Here is a 26160-nt window from a genome sequence, read left to right as displayed (position 1 = left end):
TGACGCGGGTTCAGATCTTGCGATCCCGCCCCGCCCAGTAGCGGCTTCGGATTTCGTCCTTGAGGATTTTCCCGAGTGGGCTTTTCGGCAGTTCGGGCCAGAATTCCACCGATTTCGGTTTCTTGAACCCTGCCAGCCGTGACTCGCAGTAGGCGATCACCTCGGCCTCGCCGATCTGGTTCGGCTGCCGGGCGACGACCACCGCCTTGACCGCCTCGCCCCATTTCTTGTCGGGCACCCCGACCACGGCCACCTCGGCGATCTGGGGATGGGCGTTGAGGATTTCCTCGATCTCGCGTGGATAGATGTTCTCGCCCCCGCTCACGATCATCTCCTTCTTCCGCCCGACGACGAAAAGAAAGCCGTTCTCGTCGAACATGCCGTAATCGCCGGAATAGACCCATCCGTTGCGCATGTTGTCTCTGGTCGCTGCCTCGTTGTTCCAGTAACCGCGCATCAGCGCGGCGCTGCGGATACGGACCTCGCCGACATGTCCGGGGGTCAGCGGCCTGTCATTGTCATCGACCAATTCCACGTCGTTGTGGATCATCGGTCGGCCCGCCGAGGCCAGCAGGGCCTGCACTTCGGGCGGCCCGTCGGGGTCGTGGTCTTCCTTGCCCAGCATCGTCGCACCCGGGCCGGACTCGGTTAGCCCGTAGAACTGCATAAACACCGGCCCGAAGAGCGCGATGGCCTTGCGCAAGAGGCTCACCGGCATCGGCGCCGAGGAATAGTAGATGCTCTTCAGCCCCAGATCGGTACTCGTTCGCCCGTCGAGGTATTCGACAATCATGCTGATCATCGTCGGCGCCAGCAGCACACAGCGCACGCCCTCGGAGCGGATCAGCGAGATCAGTGTTTCCGGATCGAAACTCGGCATCAGCACGCCGGTGCAGCCGCGGTGGAAGTGGGCGGTGGCGAAGTTCTTGCCGCCGATATGATAGAGCGGCATCACCGTGAGCAGGGTGTCGGCCGGGGCGATTGCCGCCTCGATCAGCATGGCTTTTAGATTGGCCATCTGCCCCGCATTGTCGAGCAGCACGCCCTTGGGCTTGCCCGTGGTGCCGCCGGTGTAGAACATATAGGCAAGATCGCCAGGGGCGATGGGGCAATGTGGATCGTCCGGGCTGCCGCTGGCGAGCAGTTTTTCGTAGCCACTTTCGGGGTTACCGTTCCCTTCGAACTCGAAAATCTCGACCCCGTGCAGCTCTGCGGTGAGAGACCGGTAGGAATTTTCGAGGATCAACGCCAAAATGCCAGCATTCCCAGCCATATAGCCGACATCGGTGGCGGCCAGCCTGTAATTCATCGGCACCGCGATGAACCCGGCGACCTCGGCCGCGCCATAGGCCTCCATGAATTCGATCCGGTTGGTCGAAAGGATGCCGAGGCGGTCCCCGGGTTTCATCCCCTTCGCCAAAAGCGCATTGGCCAGCCGGTAAACCCGCTCCGCGAACTGCGAGAAGCTGACCCGCCGGTCCTCGCAGATGAAGGCGGTGCGCGCGGGCGCGAACTTCGCGTTCAGCCGGATCGCATCCGCCAGTGTCATCTCGTTCTCGCTCTGCCCCATGGCATGTGCCCCCCTGTCCCCGCTCATTTCGGCGGCCTGTAGCCATAGTCCCGCAGCGTTTCGCGGGCGATTGTGTTCTTCATCACCTCGGCTGACCCGCCGGTGACCAGCCCGATCTTGGCGTCGCGCAGATAGCGCTCGAAGGGCGCCGTCCGGTATCCGCCGTAGCCGCCGACGATGGAGAAGGCGCGGTTGGCGGCGTCGTTGGCCAGATCCATCGCCACCAGCTTGGTCATCGCCGTCTCGCGCACGTGCTTCACGCCCTGGTCTTCCATCCAGGCCGCCTTGAAGCGCATCAGGCTGGCGGTTTCGAGCTTGGTCGCCAGTTCGGCGATGATCCACTGAATGCCCTGAAAATCGGCCACCTTGCTGCTGCCAACCTGGCGCTCGGTGGCGTAGGGGATGGCGCTGTCGAGCGCCGACCGGGCGATGCCGATCAGGTGCGAGGCATTGCAGATGCGGGTGAGGTCGAAGGTGGCGAAAAACACGTCGAGCCCGCGCCCCTCCTGGCCGAGCAATGCCGAGGCCGGAACCCGGCATTCGGTGAAGTCGATCTCGTAATGCGGCTCGAGCCGCCAGCCGACCGCGTCGAGCTTGCGGCAGGAGATGCCCGGGGTGTCGCCATCGACCAGCAGCACCGTCAGCCCCGCCTCGGTCATCACGAAGGTGATCATCAGATCGGCCTCACGGCCCAGGGTGATGTTGGTCTTGCGCCCGTTGATCACATAGTCGTCGCCGTCCCGCACCGCGCGGGTCTTCATTTGCTTCATGCTGGAGCCGACCTCCGGCTCGGACACCACGATCGCAGAAAGGACCTCCGCCGTGGAGAGCCGAGGCAGGTATTGGGCCTTCTGCGCGTCCGTACCGAGGCTCAGCAGCGTGCGCTCGCCATGCAGGGAGAGCGTGAGCGCCGCCAGGCCGATCCGCCCCAGCTCTTCGGTCAGGATGGCCATCTCGACGGCGCCGTAGCCGAGCCCGCCATACTCGGGCGGCACCATCGCACCAACCCAGCCCCGCGCGCCCATCTCCGAATAGATCTCACGCGGAAACTCGCTTCGCCGCTCGAAGGCCTCGATCTCGCCGCGGTCGAGCCCGTCCACGAAGGACGCGACCTCGTCCTTCAGATTTTGCTGTCGCTCAGTGAAGGAAAAATCCACCGCGCTCACCCTCCGAATTGCATCTGCCTGTCCGGCCCGACACCGGCCAGCGCCCGAGGCCCATGCGCCCATGTCCTCCTCCGCAGCCAGGACGGGAATTTGCGCCTTGTCAAAAACACCGCGCCCGACTGTGTAAAGATACATGCATACATGCATCTTTATTTCGAGTAGCACGACGCCCCCGACTCTTCAACAGCCAAGGCCGCCCGACGGAACGATACGTCGCCCTGCCATAGTGCCCTGCCTCCCGTCCGTTCTCCCCACTTCTCACGGATTAACGCGGTGCGCATTCGTCACCCCGCGCCGACCGTCGCGGCCCGCCTCTCGGCCCGAGAGCCCATCCGACTGCAAACACGACGAAATCTGGAGTATGTAGAGCAATATCGCCATTTCAGATATTAATGAAGAACAAAGGCAATTTGACAAATTTTACAGAAGTTTCTGTAGTGACCCCGCCAGACAGTCCTTGCCCGCTGCGGTCCCGCAGTTGGCGGACCTTGTGGTGAAATTGGGAGGAGATATCCATGTTCATCAGGAGAAGCGCGCTTGCCTGTGCATGCGCGGTCATGACCCTAGTTGCGGGCGCGGCATCGGCCGAACCGCAGAAGCTCACATTCTCGGTTTTCGAACCGCCGCAGGCCTTCGGGCCGGCCAAGGTTTATGGCCCATGGGCGCAAGATGTCACTGCGGCTTCGGGCGGAACGATGGAGGTGGAGATGCTGGCCGGTGGCCAGCTCGGGGCACCGGCGGCGCAGCTCGAAATCGTCCAGAACGGCGTTGCCGACATCGCCATCATCATCCCGTCCTTCACGCCGGGGCGGTTTCCGGGCAACGAAATCGCAGAATTGCCGTTCCTGTGGGACGACCCCACGGTGGCGGGCATCGCCGTCACCCGATTGGTCGAAAAGGGCCTGCTGAAGTATCCGGGCGTGAAGGTGTTGGCGGCCGATGTGACCGGCCCTTACCAGGTGCATGCCTCGAAGCCCGTCAACAGCCTTGATGACATGAAGGGCCTGAGGCTGCGCGCCGCTGGCCCGGTCTTCGCACAGGCTACGGCGCTTCTTGGTGCGACACCGGTGGGGATGCCGACCCCCTCCGTGGCTGAGAACATCAGCCGCGGCGTGCTGGACGGAACGCTCCAGGACTGGACCCTGGTGAACGCCTTTCGCATCATCGACGCAACACCCCATCACTTCGACTTTCCGATGGGCGGCGTCACCGCGCTGCTGGTGATGAACCAGCAGGTCTACGACGAGCTGCCAGACGAGGCCAAGGCGGTGCTGGAGGAATACGGCGGCGCCGCCTTCGCCCGCCGCTGGGGCGACGTGCTCAAGGCCGAGGAGCGCGCGGTGAGGGAGCAGGTGCAGGCCGACCCGGACCAGACGGCGGTCTCCCCCGATGCGGCGGAGGCGGCCCGCTGGACCGAGGCGCTGCAACCCGTGGTCGACGACTGGGCGGCGAAATCGCCGGAGAACGCCGCGCTGCTCGAGGCCTTCAAGGCCGAGCTCGACGCCGCCGCGAGCGCCGCCAACTAGCGCGGCACGCCGGCCCGGCGCCCAGGGGCTGCCGGGCCGACCGGAGGCGGCGCTCCCCGGGGCGCACGCCAAGGCTAAGCAACAGGAACACCATGTCCACGATAACCAAATCGCTCGCTGCAATCGGTGTGGCCGCGCTGCTGGCCGTGGCCGCGCTCACCGTGACCGATGCGCTGCTGCGAACCTATTTCTCGAGCCCGATCCTCGGGGTCTCCGAAGTCGCGGAACTGCTGAGCCTGGTGGCGGTGGCAGCCTTCCTGCCGCTGTCGTTCGAAAAGCGCTACCACCTCACGATCGACTTTGTCGCCACCCTGTTCGGGCCGCGCGCCCATCGGTTGCTGGGCCTGCTGGGCGCGGCGGTGACGCTTGTGTTCTTCGCCGTCATCGTCTGGCGGCTAGCGATATACAGCCTCGACCAGCTCCGGTCCGGCGCCACAACCTGGTTCCTGGCCTGGCCGATCGCACCGTGGTGGATGGCCGCGACGGCCTTCCTGGCGGTCTGCCTGCCGGTCCAGCTGCTGGTGATTGCAAAGGCGCTGAGAGGCGACGGTGATGCCGACGCCGTTGTCGGCCCTGAAGGAGGCCCTCTGTGATCGGCCCGCTTGGCATCACGGCGCTGGGGTTTGCCGGGCTCTTCATGCTCATGTTCCTGCGCATCCCGATCGGGATTGCGATGGGAATCACGGGCTTCGTGGGCTTCGGGGTGATCTCGGGCTTCGGTCCGGCGATCACGCTCTTCGGCACCGAACCCGCGCAGGTGCTGAGCAATGCGAACCTGGCCGTCATTCCGCTGTTCCTGCTGATGGGATCGCTCGCCACCGTCAGCGGCCTTTCCGACGACATCTACCGCCTGATCTACGCACTGGTGGGCCATTGGCCGGGCGGACTCGCCTGTGCCACGGTCGGTGGTTGTGCCGGGTTCGGCGCAGTCTGCGGCTCCTCGCCCGCCACAGCCGCAACCATGGGTCAGATCGCCCTGCCGCAGATGCTGAAGCGCGGCTACTCCCCCGCCTTGGCGACCGGAACCATCGCCGCCGGTGGCACGCTGGGCATGCTCGTTCCACCCTCCATCGTGATGGTCATCTATGCCTTCCTCGCCCGGGAGTTCGTGATCGACATCTTCATCGCGGCGCTGATCCCGGCGCTTCTGGCGGTGGTGCTGCAAATGCTGGCGGTGCTGGTGTTCGTCCGGCTCTGGCCGAACTCCGCCCCCGCCGGAGAGCGCCTGAGCTGGGCCGAACGCGCGAAGATCGCCCGTGGGAGCTGGGGCGTGCTGGTGATGATCGGTGCGGTGATGGGCGGGCTCTACTCCGGCGTCTTCACGGTCAACGAAGCGGCCGCTGTCGGTGTGCTCGTCGCCTTCCTCTTCGCCCTCGGCCGGCGTTCCCTGACCCGCGAGAAGGTGATGCGCATGGTCGGCGAAACCGCGTCGAACACGGCGATGATCTACGTCATCATCATCGGCGCGTCGATCTTCACCTATTTCGTCACCGCCGCCCGGCTGCCGGGCGCGCTCACCGAGATGTTCGGCGCGCTCGATGTGCCGCCTCTGGTCGTCATCGCCGGGATTCTCGCCATGTATCTGGTGCTGGGATGCGTTTTCGAGACCATTTCGAGCATGGTGATCACCCTGCCGTTCGTCCTGCCCGTGGTCACTGGCCTCGGCTACGACCCCGTCTGGTGGGGGATCGTGCTGATCATGGCTATCGAACTGGGCATGATCACCCCGCCGGTCGGGATCAACGTGTTCATCCTCCACGGTATCGACCGCTCGATCCCGCTCAAGACCATCTTTGCGGGGATCGTTCCCTTCGCGGTCGCGGACCTGCTGCGCATCGCGATCGTCGTCCTCTTTCCCGCGCTGGCGCTCTGGCTGCCGCACGCCCTGCAATGACCTCAGGAAGACCCGAACCATGCACCAACTGAACAACATCGAGACATTGCGCGACGTCTTCGACCGCAATCTCGCGCTGCATCCCGACAGGGCCGCCTATATCTACGAGGATGTCGAGGTCAGCCACCGGATGTTCAGCGATGCCGCCTTCCGCCTCGCCAACGCCCTGTCCGGCCTCGGCGTGCGGCGGCAGGACCGGGTGGCGATCCTGGCGCAGAACGGCCCGCGCTACCTGGAGGCCTATGCGGCCTGCGAAACCGCGGCCTATGTGCTGGTGCCGATCAACTACCGGCTCTCCGCCCCGGAAATCGACTACATCCTCAAGGATTCTCAGCCGCGCGTGCTGCTCTACGAAACCGAATACGCCGGGATCGTCGAAGAGCTGAAGGCCGGCAACCCCGGGATCGTCAGCTACATCTGCATCGACGGCGAGGGGGCGGAGGCCTATCAAACCCTGCTGGCAGGGGCCTCGCCGGAACCGCCGCGCACCCGGCCCGCCCCGCAGGATCTGACCTATCTGATCTACACCTCCGGCACCACCGGTCGGCCAAAGGGCGCGATGCACGACCATCGGGGCCAGGTCCACTTCGCGAGGATCATGGCGAGCGAGCTTGGGATCGGCCCGGTAGATCGAATGCTCCTGGTCATGCCGTTCTACCACATCGGCGCGAAGTGCTCCCATCTCGGGTGCAGCTATCGCGGCGCCGCGATCGTGCTGATGCGCAAATACGATATCGCCGCGGTGTCGGAGCAGCTCGAACGCCACCGCGCGACGATGACCCATCTCGCCCCCCTGATGGTGCAGGATCTGGTGGCGCATCAGCGCGCCGCGCCCCGGGATCACTCGGCGCTCCGGCTGGTGGAATACGCCTCCGGCCCGCTGGCAGTCGGCCCGCTGCGCGAGGCGATCGAGACCTACGGCCTGATCTTTCTCCAGATCTACGGCATGACCGAGACCGGCATGGGCACCGTGCTCCAGCCGCACCACCACAAGATCGAGGGGGCGGCGGACAAGGACCGCCTGGCCTCGGCCGGTCAGCCGGCCCTGCATTTCGCGATCCGCATCGTCGATGATCAGGGCCGCGACCTGCCGATTGGCGAGATGGGCGAAATCCTGATCGCGGGCCCCTCCATGATGCGCGGCTACTGGAACAATGAGGCCGCGACGCGCCAGGCCCTGAAGGGTGGCTGGATGCATTCCGGCGATGTCGGCAGCCTTGACGGTGAGGGCTTCCTCACCATCCTCGACCGCAAGAAGGACATGATCGTGTCGGGCGGAGAAAACATCTATCCCCGCGAGGTCGAGGAGGCGCTTTATCTGCATCCCGCCGTGGCGGAGGCCGCGGTGATCGGCATTCCGGACGAGCGGTGGGGCGAGGCCGTCAAGGCTTTCGTTGTCCTGAAGCCGGGAGCGGAGGCCGGGGAGCGGGATCTGGTGGAGCACTGCCGCGCGCATATCGCGAGCTACAAGAAACCCAAGAGCATCAGTTTCCTGGCCGAGCTTCCGCGCCTGCCGAACAAGAAGATCGACAAGAAGGCCCTCCGCGAACCGTTCTGGAAGGGCCGGAGCCGCAACGTGAACTAGCCGGGCCGCCGCTGCGCGCGGCGCCGAAATTCTTCCGTAATTCACATCAGATCAAAGGAGAAACCGATGATGGAACTGGAGACGATCAAGGTCGAGCAGGAGGGCAAGGTTGCCATCGTGACGCTGAACCGGCCGGACAAACGCAACGCGATGAGCCCGCAGTTGCATCTGGACATGGTCGAGGTGCTGGAGGAGCTGCGCTACCGCGACGACATCAACGTGGTGGTGATAACCGGCGCTGGGCCAGCCTTTTGCGGCGGGATGGACCTCAAGGAGTTCTTCCTCAAGAACCGCGACGACAAGGTCGGCTTTGAGAAGGCCTATCGCGCGGCGACCGAATGGCGTGGCCGCACCCTGCGGTATTTCCCCAAAGTGACCATCGCCATGATCAACGGCTTCGCCTTCGGCGGCGCTTTTTCGATCATCGAGGGTTGCGACCTGGCGGTGGCCGCCGACGATGCCCGGATGGGCCTGTCGGAGGTGAACTTCAAGCTCTTCCCGGGCGGTTCGGTCAGCAAGTCCATGGCCAACCTGTTCCGACCGCGCGACGCGCTGTTCTACGGGCTCACCGGGCGCCCGTTCGACGGGGTGGAGGCGGCGCGGATCGGCTTCATCAACTACTCCGTGCCCGCGGACGAACTGCGCGAGAACGTCATGGCGCTGGCCCATGAGATCGCCGCCAAGGACGGCGAGGCGCTGCGGGCCACCAAGGACGGCTACCGCCTGTCGCTGGAGATGAGCTGGGAGGCCTCGATGGACTACACCCTGGCCAAGCAGGACCAGCTCACCATGCGCCAGGGCGGCGGCTGGATGGACAAGGGCATCGGCGACTTCCTCGGCAAGAAGTACAAGCCCGGCCTCGAAAGCGTCGAAAGCTGAAAAACAGGGACCGGGGCGGCCTTCCGAGACCGGAAGCCGCTCCGCGCCCGCCGAACGGAGGCCTCGCGATGACCCTGTTGAGCTACGACATGCTGAGTCCGGAGCAAAAGCTCGTCGGCCCTGGCCGCACGATTGGCGAAACCGACTTCTCCATGGGTTGCATGGTGACAGGCGACTGGCATCCGGTGCATTGCGATGCCGTCTTTGCCCGCGATACCCCGGCTGGCAAGCCGGTTCTCCACGGCGGCTACCTGACGGCGATCATGCTCGGGATGACGGCGGGCCTGCTGACCTTCCACGAGCCGGTCGTATTGCTGCTCGGCCTGGAGAAATGGGCTTTCAGGGCGCCGGTGGTCGCGGGAGACACCCTGCACCTCGAACTGACTTTGCACTCCAAGCGCCGCAGCTCGTCAGGGGACAGGGGCATTCTCCAGTTCCGTCAACAGCTCCTCAACCAGCGCAGCGAGGCGGTGGTTGAGGGCATCTCCAGCCACATGGTGGCAGGAACGGGCCCTGGAAAATGAAAAAGTAATCCAATTTCCGGTCCCAGCCTGAAGTGAATTAGGGAGGGTCGGTTTTCATAAATGAAAGAGAACTCGAAATGTAAGTGATGCATAGAATTGGGGTGCCTTTAGGGCATCAAGAAAATCTTCAAAAGAGGGAATGACCCCGCCTTTGCGGGGGTGTCTTTCCTTGGCGATGAATGTTCTTAATATATTGATATTAAACAATAATAGAGGGAACATCGCAGCGCGTTTCGTTGACTGAGAATTAACGGAATGCTAGGCTGACAAGGAGATTGCGCGTCTTTTCGTGCATCAGCCGAGGGGGAGGGAATTATGAATGGCGTTGAATGCGACCTAAAGGTTCGCGTGCAGTTGAAAGGATGCCGCAGGTGGCAAAGGACTGGGCCAGAATGCGCCGGGCGGCTGCTTGCCATCGCCGACTTCGGCAAGCGGGTCCCTTCCGAACCCGTATTTTCCGTTTGAACGGCTGGCGGCGGCATGGATGAAATCTCGATACGAACCCGCAAGCGCGCGCTCCAGGGAGTTCACGCCTGGATCGCGACGTGCTTGTGCGCCTCAATCGTAGCGCTCGGCGCTGTCTATGCGCTCGATATCGCGCGGCTGGCGGGATACGCCTTCTTCAAGGAGCAGTATCTCGCGCTGTTCTTCGGCCTGACGATGGCGGTCGGCTTCCTGCATCGGTCCGGCCGTCTCAGTGAGGTGCCCGAGCGGACGGTTCCGTTCTGGGACTACGGCGCGGCCGCCGCGTCCTTCGTCTGCGGCGCCTATCCTGCCCTGAACTGGAACTGGATCCTGATGATGTCGTTCCAGCGGCCGATCGAGTTGATCGTGCTGGGAACTATCGCACTGGTGCTGCTGTTCGAGGGCATCCGCCGCTATGCCGGCTGGACGCTGATCGTGGTCGGGGCGGTCTTCCTCAGCTACGCGTTTCTGGCGCCCTACATGCCGGGCGTGTTCTACGCACAGGCCACCTCATATTCGCGGCTCGTGGTATACCTCTATTCCGACGTCAATGCGCTCTTCGGCATCCCCATCGCCATCGTGATCGGGGTGGTTCTAGCTTTCGTCCTGTTCGGGCAGATCCTGTTCACCACCGGAGGCGGCGACTTTTTCACCGATGTCTCCAGGTCGCTCATCCGGCGTTCGGCGGGCGGGCCGGCCAAGGTGGCGGTGCTGGCGTCGTCGCTCTTCGGCAGCATCTCGGGCAGCGCGGTTGCCAATGTGGTGAGCACCGGCTCAGTGACGATCCCGCTGATGAAGAAATCCGGCTACACCTCGGTTCAGGCCGGCGCGATCGAGGCGGCGGCCTCCTCGGGCGGCCAGCTCATGCCGCCGATCATGGGGGCGACGGCCTTCCTGCTGGCAGAGTTCCTCGGCATTCCCTACGCTCAGGTCGCGCTTGCGGCGCTGGTTCCGATTTGCCTCTACTATCTTTGCCTGTTGCTCCAGGTGCATCTGATTGCGCGCCGCGACGGCATCGGGACCACCGAATACAACGGCAAGCCGACAGCGCAGATCCTGAAGGAGAACGGGATATACGCCATCCCGCTGGTGGTCATCGTCTATGCGATGTTCGGCCTGAACTTTCAGCCCCAGAAGGCGGCCTTCCTGGGGATCGCCACCATATTCGCCGTTCACGCGCTAAAGACCCGAAGCCTGAACTTCCGCATCCGCGACACCGTGGATACGGCCGGCGCGGCGATTGTCGAGATCGCGCTAATCTGTGCCTTCGCCGGGATCATCATCGGCGTGCTCAACATCACCGGCCTCGCCTTCTCGCTCTCCCTGCTTCTCACCCAGGTCGGGCAGAGCAGCCTGCTGCTGCTGCTGATCCTCGGCGCGGGCATGTCGATCCTGATGGGCATGGGCATGCCGACGACCGGGGTTTACCTGCTGCTGGCCGTGCTGATCGGCCCGGCACTGATCAATCTCGGTGTGGAGCCGCTCGGGGCGCATCTGTTCATCCTCTATTTCGGGGTTTCGAGCCAGATCACGCCGCCAATCTGCTTTGCGGCCATCGCGGCGGCCTCCATCGCCGGGGCAAGCGGCATGGCAACCGGCTGGACAGCGGCCCGGCTCGCCGCGACGGCCTACGTCGTGCCTTTCCTGTTCGTCTATTTCCCGGGGCTGATCCTGGCCGCCGACTGGTGGACGAACCTTGTCACCATCGTTCTCGCGGCATGCGGGGTCAGCGGCCTCGCCGTGGTCGCTACCGGATACGGGCTCGGCACGATGCGATGGCCATCCCGCCTTCTTCTGGGAGCTGCCGTCGGGTTCCTCTTTCTCAATCTGATGCCGAGCAGTGTTGGCGGGCTTGCGGTGGTGATCGTGGCGCTCGTTGTCGGGCTGGCCGCGCTGAGCATCAACCGGGCGTCTTCCGCTCGGGCCGCGACACCGGCGGGACAGTGAACTTTCAAGCCAACATCCAAGGGAGGAAATACAATGTTGGGAAATACCATGAGACAGATCACCGGGATTGCTGCGACGCTACTGGTGAGCGTTTCGGCGATGTCGGCGAACGCACAGGACCGGATGTCCGCGGGGATCGGATCGACGGCCCAGGGCTCCTTTGCCTACACCTCCGCCGCCGCCATCGCCAAAACCATCTCGGAGCAGAGCCCGCTACAAATGCGGGTTCAGCCGATGACGGGATCAAGCGTCTATCTGGGGCTTCTGGACAGTGGTGAACTGGCGTTCGCGGTAAACTCCGGCCCTGATCTGGCCCTAGCCTACCGCGGCAAGGAGCCATTTATGCACAATCCCGGTTTACGGCTGATCGGCGCGATCACCCGTTTCGATGCGGCGTTCATCGTGCGCGCAGACTCTCCCTACCAGACGCTGGAGGATGCAAAGGGGGCACGGCTTGCCGGCGGGTATCCGAGCCACCTCATTTCGCTTCTGTTCACCACTGGCGCGCTGGCCGCGCAGAACATGTCGGAAGGCGACTTCGACATCGTTCCTGTGCCGAACTCGGGATCGAGCCTACAGGCGCTGAAGGAGAACGCCGTCGATATCGCCTTCAGCACCATCAATAACAGCGGCGTACAGGAAACCGCTGCGGCAGTTGGCGGCGTGCGGTATCTGCCGGTCATTCCCGAGGGGGATGCCGAGGCCGTCGCGCGGTTTCAGGCCGAAATGCCCGGCACGGTGGCGAATAAGCGCATGGCCGGCGCGGTGCCCGGTGTCGATCAGGACATGACGGCGATGGGCTGGGATCTTTACTTCACGACCGGTGCCAAGACCGACGCCGACATGGTCTATACCGCGACTAAGACCTTCTGGGAGAAAATTGACAGCATCCGCGGGGCTCACGCCGTTCTCGAGGCCAGCCTCAACCGGGAGTACTTCCTCCAGAAGGAGTTCGATGTGCCCTACCATGAAGGCGCGGTGCGCTTCTTCAAGGAGGTTGGCGCCTGGACTGACGAGATGGATGCGCGTCAGGCGGAACTGCTCGCGCTTTCCCAGTAGCATCCAATCAGAGCGGCGGCCGCAAGAGGCGAGCCGCCGCACGACCCCAAAAAATCTGACGGATTTCCTGTCGCTACGGAGCAGCACGGTATCATGGCAATAGACACTCTGGAAACGATCGCGCTTGAAGTTCCGGTGGCTCCAGAGCGTCTTCGCCATGGCGTTCTGGTCGCCAAGGGCGCTGGACGGGGGCAAACGCGCGATGCCGTCGTGGTCAGGTTGAGTGCCGATGGCGTGACCGGCGAGGCCTATTTCACGCAGCTTGGCTTTCCGGGCGCCGATGTCGCGCGGGCGGTGGAGACCGTGCTCGCCCCGCTGGTGATCGGACAGTCGGCGGAAGACATCGCGACGCTCTGGGCAAGGATGTTTGCAACCACGCGACCGGCCTATTGGAGCAGGCCAATCCTGACACGGGCGATCTCGGTGATCGACGCCGCGCTCTGGGATCTCGCGGGAAAGCGGGCCGGGCAGGCACTGGCCGACCTCTGGGGGCGCAGGCGCGACAGGCTCCCAATCGTCACCATGGTTAGCCCATGGCCGGCGGGCTGGCAGGACGGCGACTGCATCAAGGAGGCCGAGCAGGTGGCCCGCGAGGGGTTTGCCGGGATGAAGCTCAAGGTCGGGATGTTCAGCGCTCTCGACGCGGAAGGGGATGCGCGCCGCCTTCGGGCGCTCCGTAGCGCGATGGGGCCGGATTTCGTTCTCATCCCCGACGGCAACCAGGGATGGAGCTACGAGGACGCGCTGACCTTCGCGCGGATGACCGCCGACCTGAATCTCGGGTGGATCGAGGAGCCGTGTTACTGGGAAAACGACGTGGCCGAACTGGCCCGATTGCGCAAGGCCGTGGAGACGCCACTGGCCGCCGGACAGATGGAGATCACGCCGATGGGCTGCGAAACCATGATTGCCGCCCGCGCCATTGATGTGTGCAACTTCGATGCGTCGATCGGTGGCGGGCCCACTGCCTGGCGACGGGTGGCCGCCTTCGCCGAGAGGCACGAGATCGCCATGGCGCAGCATATGGAGCCGCAGGTCGCATTGCATCTCATGGCATCGACACGCAAGGCGACCCACGTGGAAACCTATTCCGAAGTCGCCGATCCGTTTCATAGGGAGTTGGTTGCCAACCACCAACCGCCACGAAACGGCTTTGTCGAGGTGCCGGACGGACCGGGCTGGGGCATGGTGCTGAACGAGGATTTCATCCGCAGCTATCGCAGCAGCCCGGCGTAAGTGCTTATTCCCTTCGCCGAATTCAGCGCATAGCATTATCCGGGATATGGATACCAATCGACTCGATTTGAACCTGCTGGTGGTCTTCGATGCAATCCTGCGCGAGCGAAGCGTGGGGGGCGCGGCACGCAGCCTCCATCTGTCCCAGCCGGCGGTGAGCGGAGCGCTGGCCCGCCTGCGCGATGCCCTCAACGACCAGCTCTTCATTCGCACCCGGCGCGGTATGGTGCCCACACGCCGTGCCCTCGAACTCGAGCCGACCGTGTCGAGCGCACTTTCGTCGCTCCGTGATGCATTGAGGGCAGGGCAGGAGTTCGACCCGGCGACCTCTGAACGCACTTTCACGGTGCTGATGTCGGAGGTCGGCCAGCTTCTGTTCCTTCCGCCGGTCTCCCAGTTCATCCGCAGGGTCGCCCCCGGTATCCGCCTCGTGGCGATCCAGTCGCATCCGTCCCACCATCTGGAATCCATGGAGAAGGGCGAACTCGATCTCGCGGTCGGCGTCTGGCCCTATCTGAAACAGGGGGTGTTGCAGCAATCGCTGTTCAAGGATGGCTGGATGTGCGTGGCTCGCGAAGATCACCCGGCAGTCGGCAAGGATTTCTCCCTCGAAGACTACCTGTCGCTGGAACATGTGACCGTCACCTCCGTCAGCGGCGGTGACGGCATCATTGCGAAGTCGCTACAGAAGCAACAGAATCGTTCACGCCGGATAGCGCTTCAGGTCACCGATTTCCTGGCCGCGCCCCTTATCGTCGCCAAGACCGATCTGATCGCGACCGCACCGGAGACGTTGGCCCAGTTCTATTCGGATGTTGCCCGCCTGAAGATGGTCGATGTTCCGTTCAACCTACCGACCATCGATCTGCGAGTATATTGGCACCGGCGTTCCGAGACCGACGCCGGCATTACCTGGCTGCGGAACGCGATTCTCGACTTGCTGAACGAATACAATCTTCGCAGCACCAGACACCTGCTGCTGCCCTGACGGGCCCTTGCACACAACGACAACCAGCATGACAACCAGCACCTGAACCCGCAGCCGGACTGTTGCGGCGCGACGGCCCTTGTGACCGGCGGGCCGCCTTCTTCGCGCAACCGAAGAAAGGGTTACTTGGGCAAGACACCCCGCCACTGCACCCACAACACCGCCCCAATCAGGGCCAGACCGATCCCGGTGACGAGTATGTTTCCGAAGAGGACCGCCAGAGCCGCCGCAAAGACGATCCAGCGCAGCAGGCTCGGCATCAGGCCGAAGAAATAGCCCTCAATGGCGATGGCGGCGGCGGAGAGGCCGAGTACCGCGCTGACCACGGCGAAGACGATCTCAGGCAGGCTGCCGATCATCAGAAGCCCGGGATGGAAAACGAAGGCGAAGGGGATCAGGAAGGCGCCGAGCGCGATCTTTACCGCCTGAGCCGCAATGAGCAGGGGGTTCTCGTCGGCGATGGCGCTTGCCGCATAGGCAGCCACGGCCACCGGTGGTGTCAGCGCGGACATCACCGCGAAGTAGAGGATGAAGAGGTGCCCCGAGAGCTGCTCGATCCCCAGGCGCTGCATGACCGGCGAGATCAGGACAGCGGCGAGGATATAGGCACTCGGGGTGGGCATGCCCATGCCGAGCAGCGTCGTAAGAATTGCGGCGATCACCAGCGAGGCGATGATATCCGTCCCCGAAATCAGGAACACGACCGACGAGAACTTCGAGGCTAGGCCAGTCATGGTGATGCCCCCGATCACGAGGCCGGCCGCGGCACAGGCCCCGGCAACCGCCACCATCCGAATGCTACTCTCCGACAGGATCTCGAAGATGTCTTTCGGGCTGAGCCGGGTCGATTTGCGCAGCATGGCCACCACGAAGACCGCGGCGAGCCCGTAGAGCGCACTGTAGGTCGGTGTGTAGCCGTCGAGCAGCGACCAGCTGATGACTATGAGCGGAATGATGAAAAGCCAGCCCTCGCGCAGGATCGAAGCGAGGGGCGGTATGCTCGAGCGATCCACGCCGGCGAGCCCGGCCTTCCGTGCCCGCAGGTGGACCTGCACGTAGATCGGCAGGTAGTAGAGCAGCGCCGGAATGAGCGCGGCCAGCGCGATATCGACATAGTCGATGCCCGTGTACTCCGACATGATGAAGGCTGCCGCCCCCATGACCGGCGGCAGAAGGCTGCCCCCGGTCGAGGCGGCGACTTCGACGGCCGCGGCGAAGTCGCTCCGATACCCCATCTTCTTCATCATCGGGATCGTCACGCTGCCGGTCGTCACCACATCGGAGGTCGGGCTCCCCGAGATCGTGCCGTAGAGGCCGGAGGATACGACCGCGATCTTCGCCGGCCCTCCCGGTGAACGGCCCGTCAGGTAGGCGGCAAGATCGAAGAAGAACTGCGCCCCGCCGCTCTTCGACAGGGCCGTCCCGAAAAGAACGAAGAGAAAGGCATAGGTCGCGGCAACCCGCAGTGGCACGCCGAACAGCCCGTCGGTGGTGAAAACAGTAATATCCACGAAATGGGAATAACTGATGTAGCCATGCCCCAGCATCCCGCTCAGCCGGTGGCCGAAGAGGTTGTAGGCCAGAAACAGCAGCACAATCAGTGTAAGGCCGATACCAACGGTCCGTCGCATCGCCTCGATCGTCAGGAGGAGCACGACCGTCGCAAAGGCGAGATCAGCGGTTGAAAGCGGATCGAGCAGCGTGATCCGCTGTGCGATCTGGTCGGCCTGCGATACGAAGTAGACCCCGCACACCACCGAAGCCAGGGAGAGCGCGTAATCCGGCACATAGACCTTTTCCCGGTCGGAATTCGACGACGGCCCGACCAGCAGAAAGGTGAGCACCAGTATCAGCGCGAGAAAGGTCATGGTGAGGGTCAGGGCGTCCTGACGCGAGAACGCGGCTGCATAGACGACCCATACAGTCGTGAGAGCGGAGAAGATACGCGCAGCCATGCCCAGCCAACCGGCGGGCCGGCGTCTGGCGCCGGTGTTGAAGAGAAGACCGAGCACGTTATTGCCTTGCATGAAAAGGACGGCGGGCGATCAAGTCGCCGCCGCCACTGTCTGTCATTGACTTGTTCAGAAGCCGGCTGCCGAATACACGGCCTTCGCCGCCGGGTGATAGTCAACCGTCGTCGCTGAGGACATGAGTTCGACATCAAGCGGCGCCATCGCCTTGTGAACGCCTTGCAGCTCGGTGAAGTTGTCGGTCAGCGCCTTGGTCAGGTTGCCGACCAACGCGTCATCCGCGTCGGCGCGAACGAACAGTTGCGCCGAGACAGTAATGGTCGCCACGTCTTCATCGACCCAGTCATAAGCGTCGGCCGGAATGGTGAAGTTCTGAATGTCCCACTCGTCGATGACCGCCTGCGCGGTATCTGCGGAAATCGGAAGGAGTTTGACGTCGATGGCCGAAGCGAGTTCGCGGATCGAACTGTGATTGACGAAGAGCGAGTTGATCAGCATGTCCACCCGCCGGTCGCGCATCAGGTCGCCCTGTTCGTTCGACGCGGCATACTGAACGTCGCCGCCCCAGGACGCGATGTTCTCGGGGTTCGCGCCGGCAGCCACCAGCATCGCTTCGCCAATGCCGCTGACGATGTTGCCTCGGCGGTTCAGAACGACCTGAACCGGAATCTGCTGTGTGGCGATATCCTCGAGAGAGGTGATGCCATGCTCTTGCACGAAGTCCGCATTGGCGATGATCTGCATCGGCGCCCAAGTGTAGAGCACCCCCAGCGTTGCCAGGCTCTCCACAGGTGCATCGAAGGGAGGAAGGCCCTGGATCGCCGCCTTCGCCTCCGCGTCGTGGATGATGGCCAGATCGCAATTGCCCTTGTCGAGAAGACCGACATTGGCCAGGCCTCCCCCGGAGGTCTGGTAGGTTACCGTCGAGCCGGGGTAGGCCTTCTTGACGGCGGCATCGACACCGGCGCCGAGAAGGCTCCAGAGACCGCCCGGGCTCGCGCCGCAAAGGGTCAGATTGTATGTCTGGGCCGATGCCGGACCCAACGCGCTCAGCAGGCCAAGTGCCGCAACGCTCGCAAACTGTGTGAACCTATTCATTTTTTCCTCCCTCGGCCATGCGGGCCGTTCGCTTAGCTATCTAAGCATTGACATACTAATTTCCGCTGGTGCAAGTCAAACCCGACCTGACCCGCACTTCGAAAGGAAAGACCATGGACGCAGACGCGCTCGACTCCGCGAAATGGGATCTTGCCACGGCGAGTCGTATCCTGGCGCGGGAGGGTGTGGTCGATGCCTTCGGGCACGTCAGCATCCGGCACCCCGGCGATCCTGAGCGCTACCTGCTGTCCCGCTCGCGCAGCCCCGAACTGGTAAGCCGAAGCGACCTGCTGGAATTCACCCTCGACAACGCGCCGGTTGCGGAAACCCAGCATCGCCTCTTCGCCGAACGCCCGATCCACGGCGCCATCTACCAAAGGCGCCCCGATGTCATGGCCGTCGTGCATAGCCACAGCCCCTCGGTCGTTCCCTTCAGCGTGTCCTCCGTGCCGCTGGTCCAAATCGCACACACGGCCGGCGGCATTCCCAACCCGGCCCCGCTTTGGGACATCCGGACCCGTTTCGGCGATACCAACATGCTGGTCACAACACAGGAGCAGGGCCTCGACCTCGCTTCCGCGCTCGGCAGCGAGAGCGCTGCCCTGATGCGCGGCCACGGCTCGGTGGTCGCAGCGGATTCGCTCAAGCGTGCCGTTCTCCTTGCGATCTACTTCGAGGTGAACGCCAAGCTCCTTCTGAATACTCATGTGCTGGGAGGAGAGATCGTCTCCATGTCGCCCGGCGAGCAGAGCAAGACCGGCGAGATGACAGCACTTCCGCTCGTCGTCGAGCGGACATGGGATTTCTGGACATCCCGCGCCAATCTGGACGGTCTCTGATCTTCGGCTCACCGGCATGTTTGGCCGGTGCCTGAAAGTGGCCGCCGGACGAGCAGGGCCTCGTCCTGCGACCTCCGGGGCAAGTTCCAGGTTCTATGAGCACTTGGCCAGCCCGCGGCGCACTTCGGGTATCACACGGGTTCCCAGGATTTCGATGGCGTCCAGCATGGAGCGATGGTCGATGACGCCCACGCCAAACTGCAGCATGATCCGCTCGAATCGCAGCGCCTCATGGGCGGCAAGGATTTTCTCGGCCACCTCGGTGGGGCCACCGACGAAATAGCCGCCGCGCGGGCCGCAAAAGGCGGTGAAGGTCTCGCGGCTTTGCGCCGACATGCCGCGTTCTCGGCCAAGTTCGCCCATCCGGGCGGAATGAGCCGGATAATAGATGTCCATCGCCTTCTCCATCGTCTCGTGGACGAAGGCATGGGCGTTCAGCGAGGTTCTCAGGCGGGATGGATCCTGCCCGCTGGAGTGACCTGTCTGATGATAGAGTTGAAGCAGGGGTGCAAGCCGCGCCCATTCGCCGCCGAGGATCAGGGCAAAGGCCGCGGGAAGGCCGAGGCTTGCCGCCCGCGCCGCCGATTGCGGCGTGCCGCCGACCGCCATCCAGATCGGGAGCGGGTCCTGGACGGGCCGGGGATAGACCCCGAGCCCGTCGAGCGCCTGGGTGTGTTTGCTGCCCGGCCAGGCCACATGCTCCTGCTTGTTGATCTCCAGCAGCATCTGCAGCTTTTCGATGAAGAGGTCTTCGTAGTCGTCGAGATCGTAGCCGAAGAGCGGGAAGGACTCGATGAAGGCACCGCGCCCGGCGATGATCTCGGCGCGTCCATCGCTCAACCCGTCGAGGGTGGCGAATTGCTGGAACACCCGCACCGGGTCGTCGGAACTGAGCACCGAAACGGTGCTGGTGAACCGGATGTTTTTGGTCTGGATAGCGGCGGCTGCCAGCGCAACCGCGACCGACGATACCGCGTAGTCCGGCCGGTGATGTTCGCCCAGCCCGTAGACATCGACCCCGACCTGATCGGCAAGCGTGATCTCTTCGACGATGTTGCGCAGGCGTTCGGGTGCTGTGACGGTCAGCCCGGTCTGCGGGTTGGTGCCAATATCGCCAAAGGTGAAGAGTCCGATTTCCATGGGGCCTCGTTGCGTTGAACTCGGTGGTCCGGGCCGCCCGGATCTTGCAGGTCTATTTCAGTCCTTCGGCTCAGCTTACCGTGATGACCAGTTTGCCGGTGACATGCCCTTCGGCGCTCAGCGCTTGAGCCTCGACAATCTGTGCCATCGGGAACGTCTTCTCGACGCGCAGCTTCAGAGCCCCTTCGGAAAACAGGTTGGCGGCCTCTTGAAGTGCCCGTTCCGGATGCTCCTGCGGAGTGGGGGAGAACTGCGCACCCTGTTCCGGGGCGGTGAAATCGACAATCGAGATCACACGGGACGCGTCGCCGGTGATTTCGATCAGCTCGGGGATGATGCCCGCGCCCGCAAGGTCGAGAGCGGCGTCGACGCCATGTGGCGCAAGTGCCTTCACGCGGTCGGCCAGGCCCGGCTCATAGCTCGTCGGGGTTGCTCCCAGTTCGGCCAGATAGTCGTGCTTAGCCGCGCTCGCGGTTCCGATGACCGTGATGCCGCGGGCCCTTGCGATCTGGATCGCCGCCGAGCCGACGCCGCCCGCAGCGCCGCAGATCAGCACCGTTTCGCCCGCTTTCGTGCCGACATAGTTCAGGGCACGGATCGCCGTTTCCGAAGCGACGGAAAGGCCACCGGCCACGTCGAAAGGCATGTCGTCGGGCTTGTGCGCCCAGTAGGTCAGTACCGCGTATTCCGCGACAGTGCTGGACCCATGCCCGAACACCGCATCGCCGACCGCAACACCCGTCACACCTTCGCCGATCTCATCGACGATCCCGGCGGCCTCAAAGCCCACACCCGCAGGAAACTCGACCGGCATGAACTCCTGAAAGTACCCTGCGCGTATTTTCCATTCGGCGGGATTGACCCCGGCGGCACGGACCGCGATCCGTACCTGGCCCGGGCCAGTATGCGGTTCGTCGACTTCGACGACTTTCAGGACCTCCGGCCCCCCGTATTCACTGAACTGAACTGCTTTCATGATGCTTTCCTTTGACTCTAGAGATCCGCTTGGGCGATTTCGGGCCCGGCTTCAGGCGGATGTCAGCTCTTTGACGGCGGCACGCACCGTTTCGGCCCAGGGCGTGGTCGGTCGGCCGATCAGGCGTTGCAGCGTGTGGCTGTCGTCCTGAAGCGCCCCTTTAGCCGCACTGGCATCGCTATCGGCGAGCATGGCTGCAATCGGACGCGGCAAGCCCGCGCCCTCCAGCGCTCCGGCAAACTCGGTCTCGCCCATGTCGACATAGGCAACGGGTTTTCCGGCAGAGCTTGCGATTTCCGCGGCAAACTCGGCCATCGAATAGCTTTCGTCACCGGCCAGTTCGTAGACGGCGCCAGGCTCGGGCGTTTCAGCAGTCAGGACAGCGACGGCGGCTTCGGCGTAATCCTGGCGCGCCGCGCTGGAGAAACGTCCATCGCCCGCCGCGCCGATATAGGCGCCATGCTCGAGCGCGGGGGCGATCGAGGCGGTCTTGTTCTCGGTGTACCAACCGTTGCGCAGGATGGCATGCGGGATGTCCGAGGCCTTGATCGCCTCTTCCGTCGCCATGTGCTCGGCGGCGAGGCCGATCGGCGTGCTGTCGGCCCTGAGAATGGAGGTATAGACGAGGAAGCCGACGCCCGCAGCTTTGGCGGCGTCGATGGCGTTCTTGTGCTGGGCTGTGCGCTTGCCGACTTCGGACGCGGAGATCAGAAGTAGACGGTCGACGCCCTTGAAGGCCAGTTCGAGCGAAACCGGGTCGTCGTAATCGCCAATGCGTACCTCGATGTTCAATGCCTCAAGAGGAGCCGCGGATTCCGGTCGCCTTACCAGCGCGGCAACGTTTTCTGCGGGAACCGTCTTCACTAGATCGGCAAGGACAAGGCTTCCGAGTTGGCCTGAAGCGCCGGTGACGAGGTATTTGGCTGTCTGGTCTGACATGGGTGGGATCCTTCACGCTTTGCACATGGTGCGGAAATGGGGTATGGTCTCTTTCAGTTACCCACTCTCGTGAGGGATTGTAAGGAGGCAGTTTCAGATGACCAGGGAACACGAAAGTAACCTCCCTGACGTCCCCGAAGGGATCATCCGCCACTTCGAGGCCTGGCAGGCCGAGGGTGTCGACGCCTCGAACTGCCCGGTACGTGACGTGCTGGACCGCACCGGCGACAAGTGGTCGGTGCTGATCCTCATGCTGCTTGCATGTGAGCCGAAGAGGTTCAGCGCACTGAACAAGGCGGTCGGCGATATCTCCAAGAGGATGCTGACCCAGACGCTGAGATCGTTGCAGCGTGATGGCCTGGTGGAGCGGACCGTCTATCCAACGACGCCGCCAAAGGTTGACTATCGTCTGACGGATCTCGGTCGCTCGGTGCTGGAACCGCTGGCGGCGCTGATCGTTTGGGCCGACAAACGCCATGAGGATATTCGCAAGGCGCGTGAAACATTCGACCGAGAAGAGTCCCTGGCCGCTCAGCTATCAGTATGAGCTGCGCCTATCTGATCTCACAAGACATGCCGACCAATTGATCGTTTGATTTCCGGCTCCCCCGAACGGGCCGATCTCCTGTCGGTAGGGAGCCCCTCCGGTCTGTGCCTTTCTGCCTCCAGAAAGTGAAAGCTGGCCTTTGGTCCTGTTGGATCCGGAGAAGGCGGGAAAGGGGTCTGGCGGGGTTCCGGAAGGATCCTGCTCCTCCACCTCGGAACTGCTTTCCAAGGCCGTTCTCCGATCCGCGCACGGTTGCCGTGCGCTCCTTCTGACATCGGAGACCCCCCATGGCCAAATCCAAGCCCAAATTCAACGCTGCTGCGTCGATCACGAACGAGCTCATCCGGATCATCGAACGCGGAGTCCTGCCGTGGCGCAAGCCCTGGACGGCGGGTGGCAGTTCCCGGCCTCTGCGTGTGAGCGGCGAGCCTTACCAGGGGGTCAACAACTTCCTGCTCACCATGCGGACGACGATGGCGGGCTACGCCTCGCCCTTCTGGATGACGATGCCACAGGCCAACGCCATGGACGCCAGGATTCGCAAAGGCGAAAAATCTTCCCTGGTGGTCTATTACGGGCAAAGCCGGAAACAGGGGGAGGGGGCTGACGCGGCTGACGATGGCGAGACCGACGACGCCCGCGTCTTCCGTTTCCAGAAATCCTACCGGGTCTTCAACGCCTGTCAGATCGAAGGGCTCCCGGACAGTTTCCATCCCGACCCCGATCCCGTGCCGGATCATCCGACCGCAGAGCCGATCGTGCATATGCAGGCCTTCTTCGAGGCCATCGACATCACCACGGTGTTCGCGGGCGACGAGGCTTATTACATGCCTGCTGTCGACAAGGTCTACATGCCGCCCATCACACGGTTTCAGGACCCGCGAAACTTCTACGGCGTTTGGGCGCATGAGTATTCTCATGCCACCAAGGCGCCGCACCGCCTGAACCGCAACTACGGTCTGTCCCGGTTCGGGAACACTGCCTACGCACGCGAAGAAATCGTGGCTGAGCTGACGTCCTGTTTCCTGGGCCAGCGGCTCGGATTCACGGCGCATACGCTCGAGATGAACGCGGCCTACCTCTACAACTGGCTCCGCGTCCTGCGCTCGGACACCAATGCGATTTTCAAGCATGCGGCAGACGCGCAGAGGGCCTGCGACTATCTGATTGCCCGGTCGGAGGCGGGCAGGGCGGGGGATGCCGATCGGGCCGCGTGAGGTGATGCCCCAGAGCAAAGGAAAAGCTGGCTTTAGGTCTGGTGGTTTTAACCCATCCGGAAAGGACAGACCCATGAGCACCCCCGAACCCGCCGAGATCTCCCCGCCCGACGTCGCCGCCATCGCATCCCAGAACGACGCCTTCCGCAGGTTTGCCTGCCTTGGCATCACCCCGGATCAGCCGATCCAGGGCCGCCTCGTCGTAACCCAGTCCCTGATCGAGGCCGGCGATGGCTTTGTGACGGAAGCCGTTCAGGCCACTGGTGCCTTCGACACGTTCGAGCCCGAGAACGATCCCGAAGGCTGGCACGATTTCGGGGCCGTCACGATCCGCGGCGAGACTGTGTTCTGGAAAGTGGATTTGTATGAAGCAGACTCCGACTTCCGCTACGGCGCCGAGGCGCCCGACAATCCAGAAACCACCATGCGCGTGCTGACCATCATGATGGCGCACGACTGGTAGGGCAGGGCGCACCTCCCTCTTAAACACCGACTGGCCCACTGACCCTCCGAAAGGGAAAGTGGGCCCCTTGTCCTGTTGGTTCCCGGAGCCGGGGACCGGTCGCGCGACAACCCGCGCGGCCCTCTCAAACACGTCGAGAAGGACATGTCATGACTCACACGTTCAAACCTACCACCGTCGCCATCGGCGACCTCGTCGCCCATCCCGCGAACGTACGGAGCAATTCCCCCGAGACCTATGCCTCCGAGAACATCGCAAATCTGAAGGCCAGCATCGCCGTTTTGGGCCTCCTGCAACCGCTGCTCGTCCAGAAGATCGATGGCAAGTTCGGTGTCCTCGCAGGCGGCCGGCGCCACGCGGCGCTCCTGGAACTCGTCGCGGACAAGACCGTCAAAGGCTTCACCAGTCGCACGAAGATCGATTGCCGCCTGGTTCCTGACGACTGCGATGTGACCACCGCGCTCTCGCTGGCCGAGAACATCACCCAGGCGCCGATGAACGCCATCGACGAGTTCGAGGCCTTCGCCCGGATGATGGAGGTCGATGGCCAGACGCCGGAGACCATCGCCAAGACCTTCGGTACGACCGTGGCGGCCGTGAAGGGCCGTCTGCGCTACGGGCTCATCCATCCCGACATCCGTACCGCGGCGCGCGCCAAGTCGATCACACTCGACACGATGAAGGCCTTCGCCGATCATCCGAGCCAGGAGGTGCAACGCGAGGTCTTCGAGGCGTTAACCAGGGAGGACAACTATATCCAGGCCCATACCGTCCGCAACGCACTGAAGTCCCGCGGCGTGCAGGTCAGCGACGATATCGGCGCCTTCGTGAGGAAAGACTACGAGGCGCGCGGCGGTGCTATCGCGGCCGATCTCCTGGACGAGCATTCCGTGCTCGAGGATTCCACGCTGGTCGAGACGATCCTGCTGGAGAAACTCGCCGCCGCCGCCGAAGAGGCGCGTTCTGAGATCGGCTTTGCCTGGGCCGATGCGGTCATCCAGTACGACTATGCCGCCATGGCGGACTATGGCCGCGTCTATCCGGGTCCGGTCGAGCCCGACGAGAAAGGCCAGAAGCGCGTCGATGAGATCACTGCCGAAATCGAAAAGCTCGAACACGAGATGGAGAACGAGGAGCTCGAAGACGAGGCGTACAATGATCTCTACGATCGGGTCGACGAACTGGAGGCCGAGGCACGGGATCTGCAGGAGGCTTACAGCGCCGAGGATCTTGCCCGCTCCGGTGTGATTGCTGCCTGGTCGCATGGCAAGATCTCCCTGCATGTTGGCCTGGTGCGTCCTGAAGACAAGGCGGAGAGCTCCGGCAAGGCTGCTTCCACCGCGCCGGGCGAGAAAGGCACGGCGGATAGTGATGAGATCACCTATCCCGCCTCGCTGACCGAGGATCTGAAGACCGAACGCGCGATGGCGCTCGGCGCCGCCATGGCGACGCACCCGGCGGCCACGCTTGATCTCACGCTTTTCAAGCTCGTCACCGATGGGCTGGGCCACAGCATGAGCGTGACCGAAGCGATCAAGGTCGACGCCCGCCAGGAGTATCGCAGCCACGCGAAGATCGAAGAGATCGACACCACCTCGCTCGAGCAGGTGGCCGAGGCCCGTGACGCGCTCGACCTCTCCTGGGCAGATGACGCGAAGTCCCCAGCCGATCAGTTCGCCCTCTTCCGGGCACTCGATACGGGCGAGAAGGCAAAGCTCGTGGCCTTTGTCACGTCCAGTACGACACGACCCTGCTTTGCGCGGGACCGGAAGCGCGACAGCCTGATGCACGATTTCGAGGTCGAGATCATGCCGGACATCCGGGCGCACTGGACGCCGAACGCGGCACTCTTCAACCGCTTCAAGAAGGCTTGGCTTCTGAAGATCCTCGGCGAGGAGCTGGGGCTCGCACAGGAGGCGGTGACATTGGCCTCTTCGACCAAGAAGCAAGTCGTCGAATTCTGCGACAAGCTCTTCGCGGAGCCCTTCGCAACGCTCACGGATGCGCAGCGCGCGGCGGTTGCTTCCTGGTGCCCGCCGATGATGCAGACGGCAGGCGTCGAACCGGTTGATGCCAGCGAGGCCGAGACGCCCGGAGACGAAACCGAGGTCGCAGAAGCGGCCTGATCGAGC

At 63.5% G+C, this 26160-nt stretch carries 22 protein-coding genes; 15 read left to right on the top strand and 7 right to left on the bottom strand.

Annotated features, from left to right (window positions below; all coding sequences use genetic code 11):
* Positions 1–10: 10 nt before the first annotated feature.
* Both DYI42_RS00355 and DYI42_RS00350 read right to left on the bottom strand, forming a co-directional pair.
* Complete coding sequence (locus DYI42_RS00355) at positions 11–1597, bottom strand: AMP-binding protein (protein ID WP_213544032.1); 1587 nt, start codon at positions 1595–1597, stop codon at positions 11–13.
* Positions 1594–2727: an acyl-CoA dehydrogenase family protein gene (locus DYI42_RS00350; RefSeq protein ID WP_213544031.1), complete on the bottom strand. Its 1134-nt coding sequence runs from the start codon at positions 2725–2727 to the stop codon at positions 1594–1596. Before DYI42_RS00350 ends, DYI42_RS00355 begins: the two co-directional genes overlap by 4 nt.
* Positions 2728–3293: 566 nt before the next feature.
* On the opposite strand from DYI42_RS00350, the gene DYI42_RS00345 reads away from it, so the two are divergent.
* The 10 genes from DYI42_RS00345 (at position 3294) to DYI42_RS00300 (ending at position 14839) form a co-directional block, all read left to right on the top strand.
* Entirely contained in the window at positions 3294–4262 is a 969-nt protein-coding gene (locus DYI42_RS00345; protein WP_213544030.1) for a TRAP transporter substrate-binding protein, read from the top strand.
* A gap of 92 nt (positions 4263–4354) precedes the next feature.
* Entirely contained in the window at positions 4355–4855 is a 501-nt protein-coding gene (locus tag DYI42_RS00340) for a TRAP transporter small permease (RefSeq protein WP_213544029.1), read from the top strand.
* On the top strand, positions 4852–6156 hold the full coding sequence (locus DYI42_RS00335; RefSeq protein ID WP_342344576.1) for a TRAP transporter large permease: 1305 nt from the start codon (positions 4852–4854) through the stop codon (positions 6154–6156). Before DYI42_RS00340 ends, DYI42_RS00335 begins: the two co-directional genes overlap by 4 nt.
* A 19-nt stretch (positions 6157–6175) precedes the next feature.
* Complete coding sequence (locus DYI42_RS00330) at positions 6176–7741, top strand: long-chain-fatty-acid--CoA ligase (protein WP_213544028.1); 1566 nt, start codon at positions 6176–6178, stop codon at positions 7739–7741.
* Between the two features lie 66 nt (positions 7742–7807).
* Positions 7808–8620, top strand: a complete 813-nt coding sequence (locus DYI42_RS00325) for a p-hydroxycinnamoyl CoA hydratase/lyase (RefSeq protein ID WP_213544027.1) — start codon at positions 7808–7810, stop codon at positions 8618–8620.
* Positions 8621–8688: 68 nt separating this feature from the next.
* On the top strand, positions 8689–9144 hold the full coding sequence (locus tag DYI42_RS00320) for a MaoC/PaaZ C-terminal domain-containing protein (RefSeq protein WP_213544026.1): 456 nt from the start codon (positions 8689–8691) through the stop codon (positions 9142–9144).
* A 549-nt stretch (positions 9145–9693) separates the two neighbouring features.
* Positions 9694–11556 carry a TRAP transporter permease gene (locus DYI42_RS00315; protein WP_213544025.1) on the top strand — a complete coding sequence of 621 codons (1863 nt, stop codon included), beginning with the start codon at positions 9694–9696 and terminating at the stop codon, positions 11554–11556.
* 48 nt (positions 11557–11604) lie between these two features.
* Complete coding sequence (locus tag DYI42_RS00310) at positions 11605–12615, top strand: TAXI family TRAP transporter solute-binding subunit (protein ID WP_213544024.1); 1011 nt, start codon at positions 11605–11607, stop codon at positions 12613–12615.
* A 93-nt stretch (positions 12616–12708) separates the two neighbouring features.
* The gene (locus tag DYI42_RS00305) at positions 12709–13851 is read left to right on the top strand and encodes a mandelate racemase/muconate lactonizing enzyme family protein (RefSeq protein WP_213544023.1); all 1143 of its coding nucleotides are present in this window, start codon (positions 12709–12711) and stop codon (positions 13849–13851) included.
* A gap of 46 nt (positions 13852–13897) precedes the next feature.
* Complete coding sequence (locus DYI42_RS00300) at positions 13898–14839, top strand: LysR family transcriptional regulator (protein WP_213544022.1); 942 nt, start codon at positions 13898–13900, stop codon at positions 14837–14839.
* Between the two features lie 122 nt (positions 14840–14961).
* Here DYI42_RS00300 and DYI42_RS00295 read toward each other — a convergent pair whose 3' ends face one another.
* Both DYI42_RS00295 and DYI42_RS00290 read right to left on the bottom strand, forming a co-directional pair.
* Positions 14962–16866: a TRAP transporter permease gene (locus DYI42_RS00295; RefSeq protein ID WP_244867339.1), complete on the bottom strand. Its 1905-nt coding sequence runs from the start codon at positions 16864–16866 to the stop codon at positions 14962–14964.
* Between the two features lie 54 nt (positions 16867–16920).
* A complete protein-coding gene (locus tag DYI42_RS00290) occupies positions 16921–17907 on the bottom strand; it encodes a TAXI family TRAP transporter solute-binding subunit (protein ID WP_213544021.1) in 987 nt (328 codons plus the stop codon).
* A 113-nt stretch (positions 17908–18020) separates the two neighbouring features.
* On the opposite strand from DYI42_RS00290, the gene DYI42_RS00285 reads away from it, so the two are divergent.
* The gene (locus DYI42_RS00285; RefSeq protein WP_213544020.1) at positions 18021–18746 is read left to right on the top strand and encodes a class II aldolase/adducin family protein; all 726 of its coding nucleotides are present in this window, start codon (positions 18021–18023) and stop codon (positions 18744–18746) included.
* 93 nt (positions 18747–18839) lie between these two features.
* On the opposite strand, the gene DYI42_RS00280 is transcribed toward DYI42_RS00285, so the two are convergent.
* The 3 genes from DYI42_RS00280 to DYI42_RS00270 all read right to left on the bottom strand — a co-directional run bounded on the left by DYI42_RS00280 (position 18840) and on the right by DYI42_RS00270 (position 21801).
* Positions 18840–19886, bottom strand: coding sequence for an LLM class flavin-dependent oxidoreductase (locus DYI42_RS00280; protein WP_213544019.1), 1047 nt, complete (start codon positions 19884–19886; stop codon positions 18840–18842).
* A gap of 70 nt (positions 19887–19956) precedes the next feature.
* Complete coding sequence (locus DYI42_RS00275) at positions 19957–20862, bottom strand: NADP-dependent oxidoreductase (protein ID WP_213544018.1); 906 nt, start codon at positions 20860–20862, stop codon at positions 19957–19959.
* A gap of 51 nt (positions 20863–20913) precedes the next feature.
* Positions 20914–21801, bottom strand: coding sequence for an SDR family oxidoreductase (locus DYI42_RS00270; RefSeq protein ID WP_213544017.1), 888 nt, complete (start codon positions 21799–21801; stop codon positions 20914–20916).
* Positions 21802–21898: 97 nt separating this feature from the next.
* Here DYI42_RS00270 and DYI42_RS00265 point away from each other — a divergent pair, with 97 nt between their 5' ends.
* The 4 genes from DYI42_RS00265 (at position 21899) to DYI42_RS00250 (ending at position 26154) form a co-directional block, all read left to right on the top strand.
* Entirely contained in the window at positions 21899–22348 is a 450-nt protein-coding gene (locus DYI42_RS00265) for a winged helix-turn-helix transcriptional regulator (protein WP_213544016.1), read from the top strand.
* Between the two features lie 287 nt (positions 22349–22635).
* Positions 22636–23565 (top strand): ArdC family protein, encoded by a 930-nt coding sequence (locus DYI42_RS00260; RefSeq protein ID WP_213544015.1) that lies wholly within the window; start codon positions 22636–22638, stop codon positions 23563–23565.
* A gap of 73 nt (positions 23566–23638) precedes the next feature.
* Positions 23639–24028, top strand: a complete 390-nt coding sequence (locus tag DYI42_RS00255; protein WP_213544014.1) for a DUF3768 domain-containing protein — start codon at positions 23639–23641, stop codon at positions 24026–24028.
* Positions 24029–24177: 149 nt separating this feature from the next.
* Complete coding sequence (locus tag DYI42_RS00250) at positions 24178–26154, top strand: ParB/RepB/Spo0J family partition protein (protein WP_213544013.1); 1977 nt, start codon at positions 24178–24180, stop codon at positions 26152–26154.
* Positions 26155–26160 lie beyond the last annotated feature (6 nt).

Origin of the sequence: Vannielia litorea (genome assembly GCF_018424695.1) — a bacterium.
GTDB classification, from domain to species: domain Bacteria; phylum Pseudomonadota; class Alphaproteobacteria; order Rhodobacterales; family Rhodobacteraceae; genus Vannielia; species Vannielia litorea_A.
Note: the sequence above shows the minus strand (reverse complement) of the source record. Positions and strands in the feature narration are given on the sequence as shown.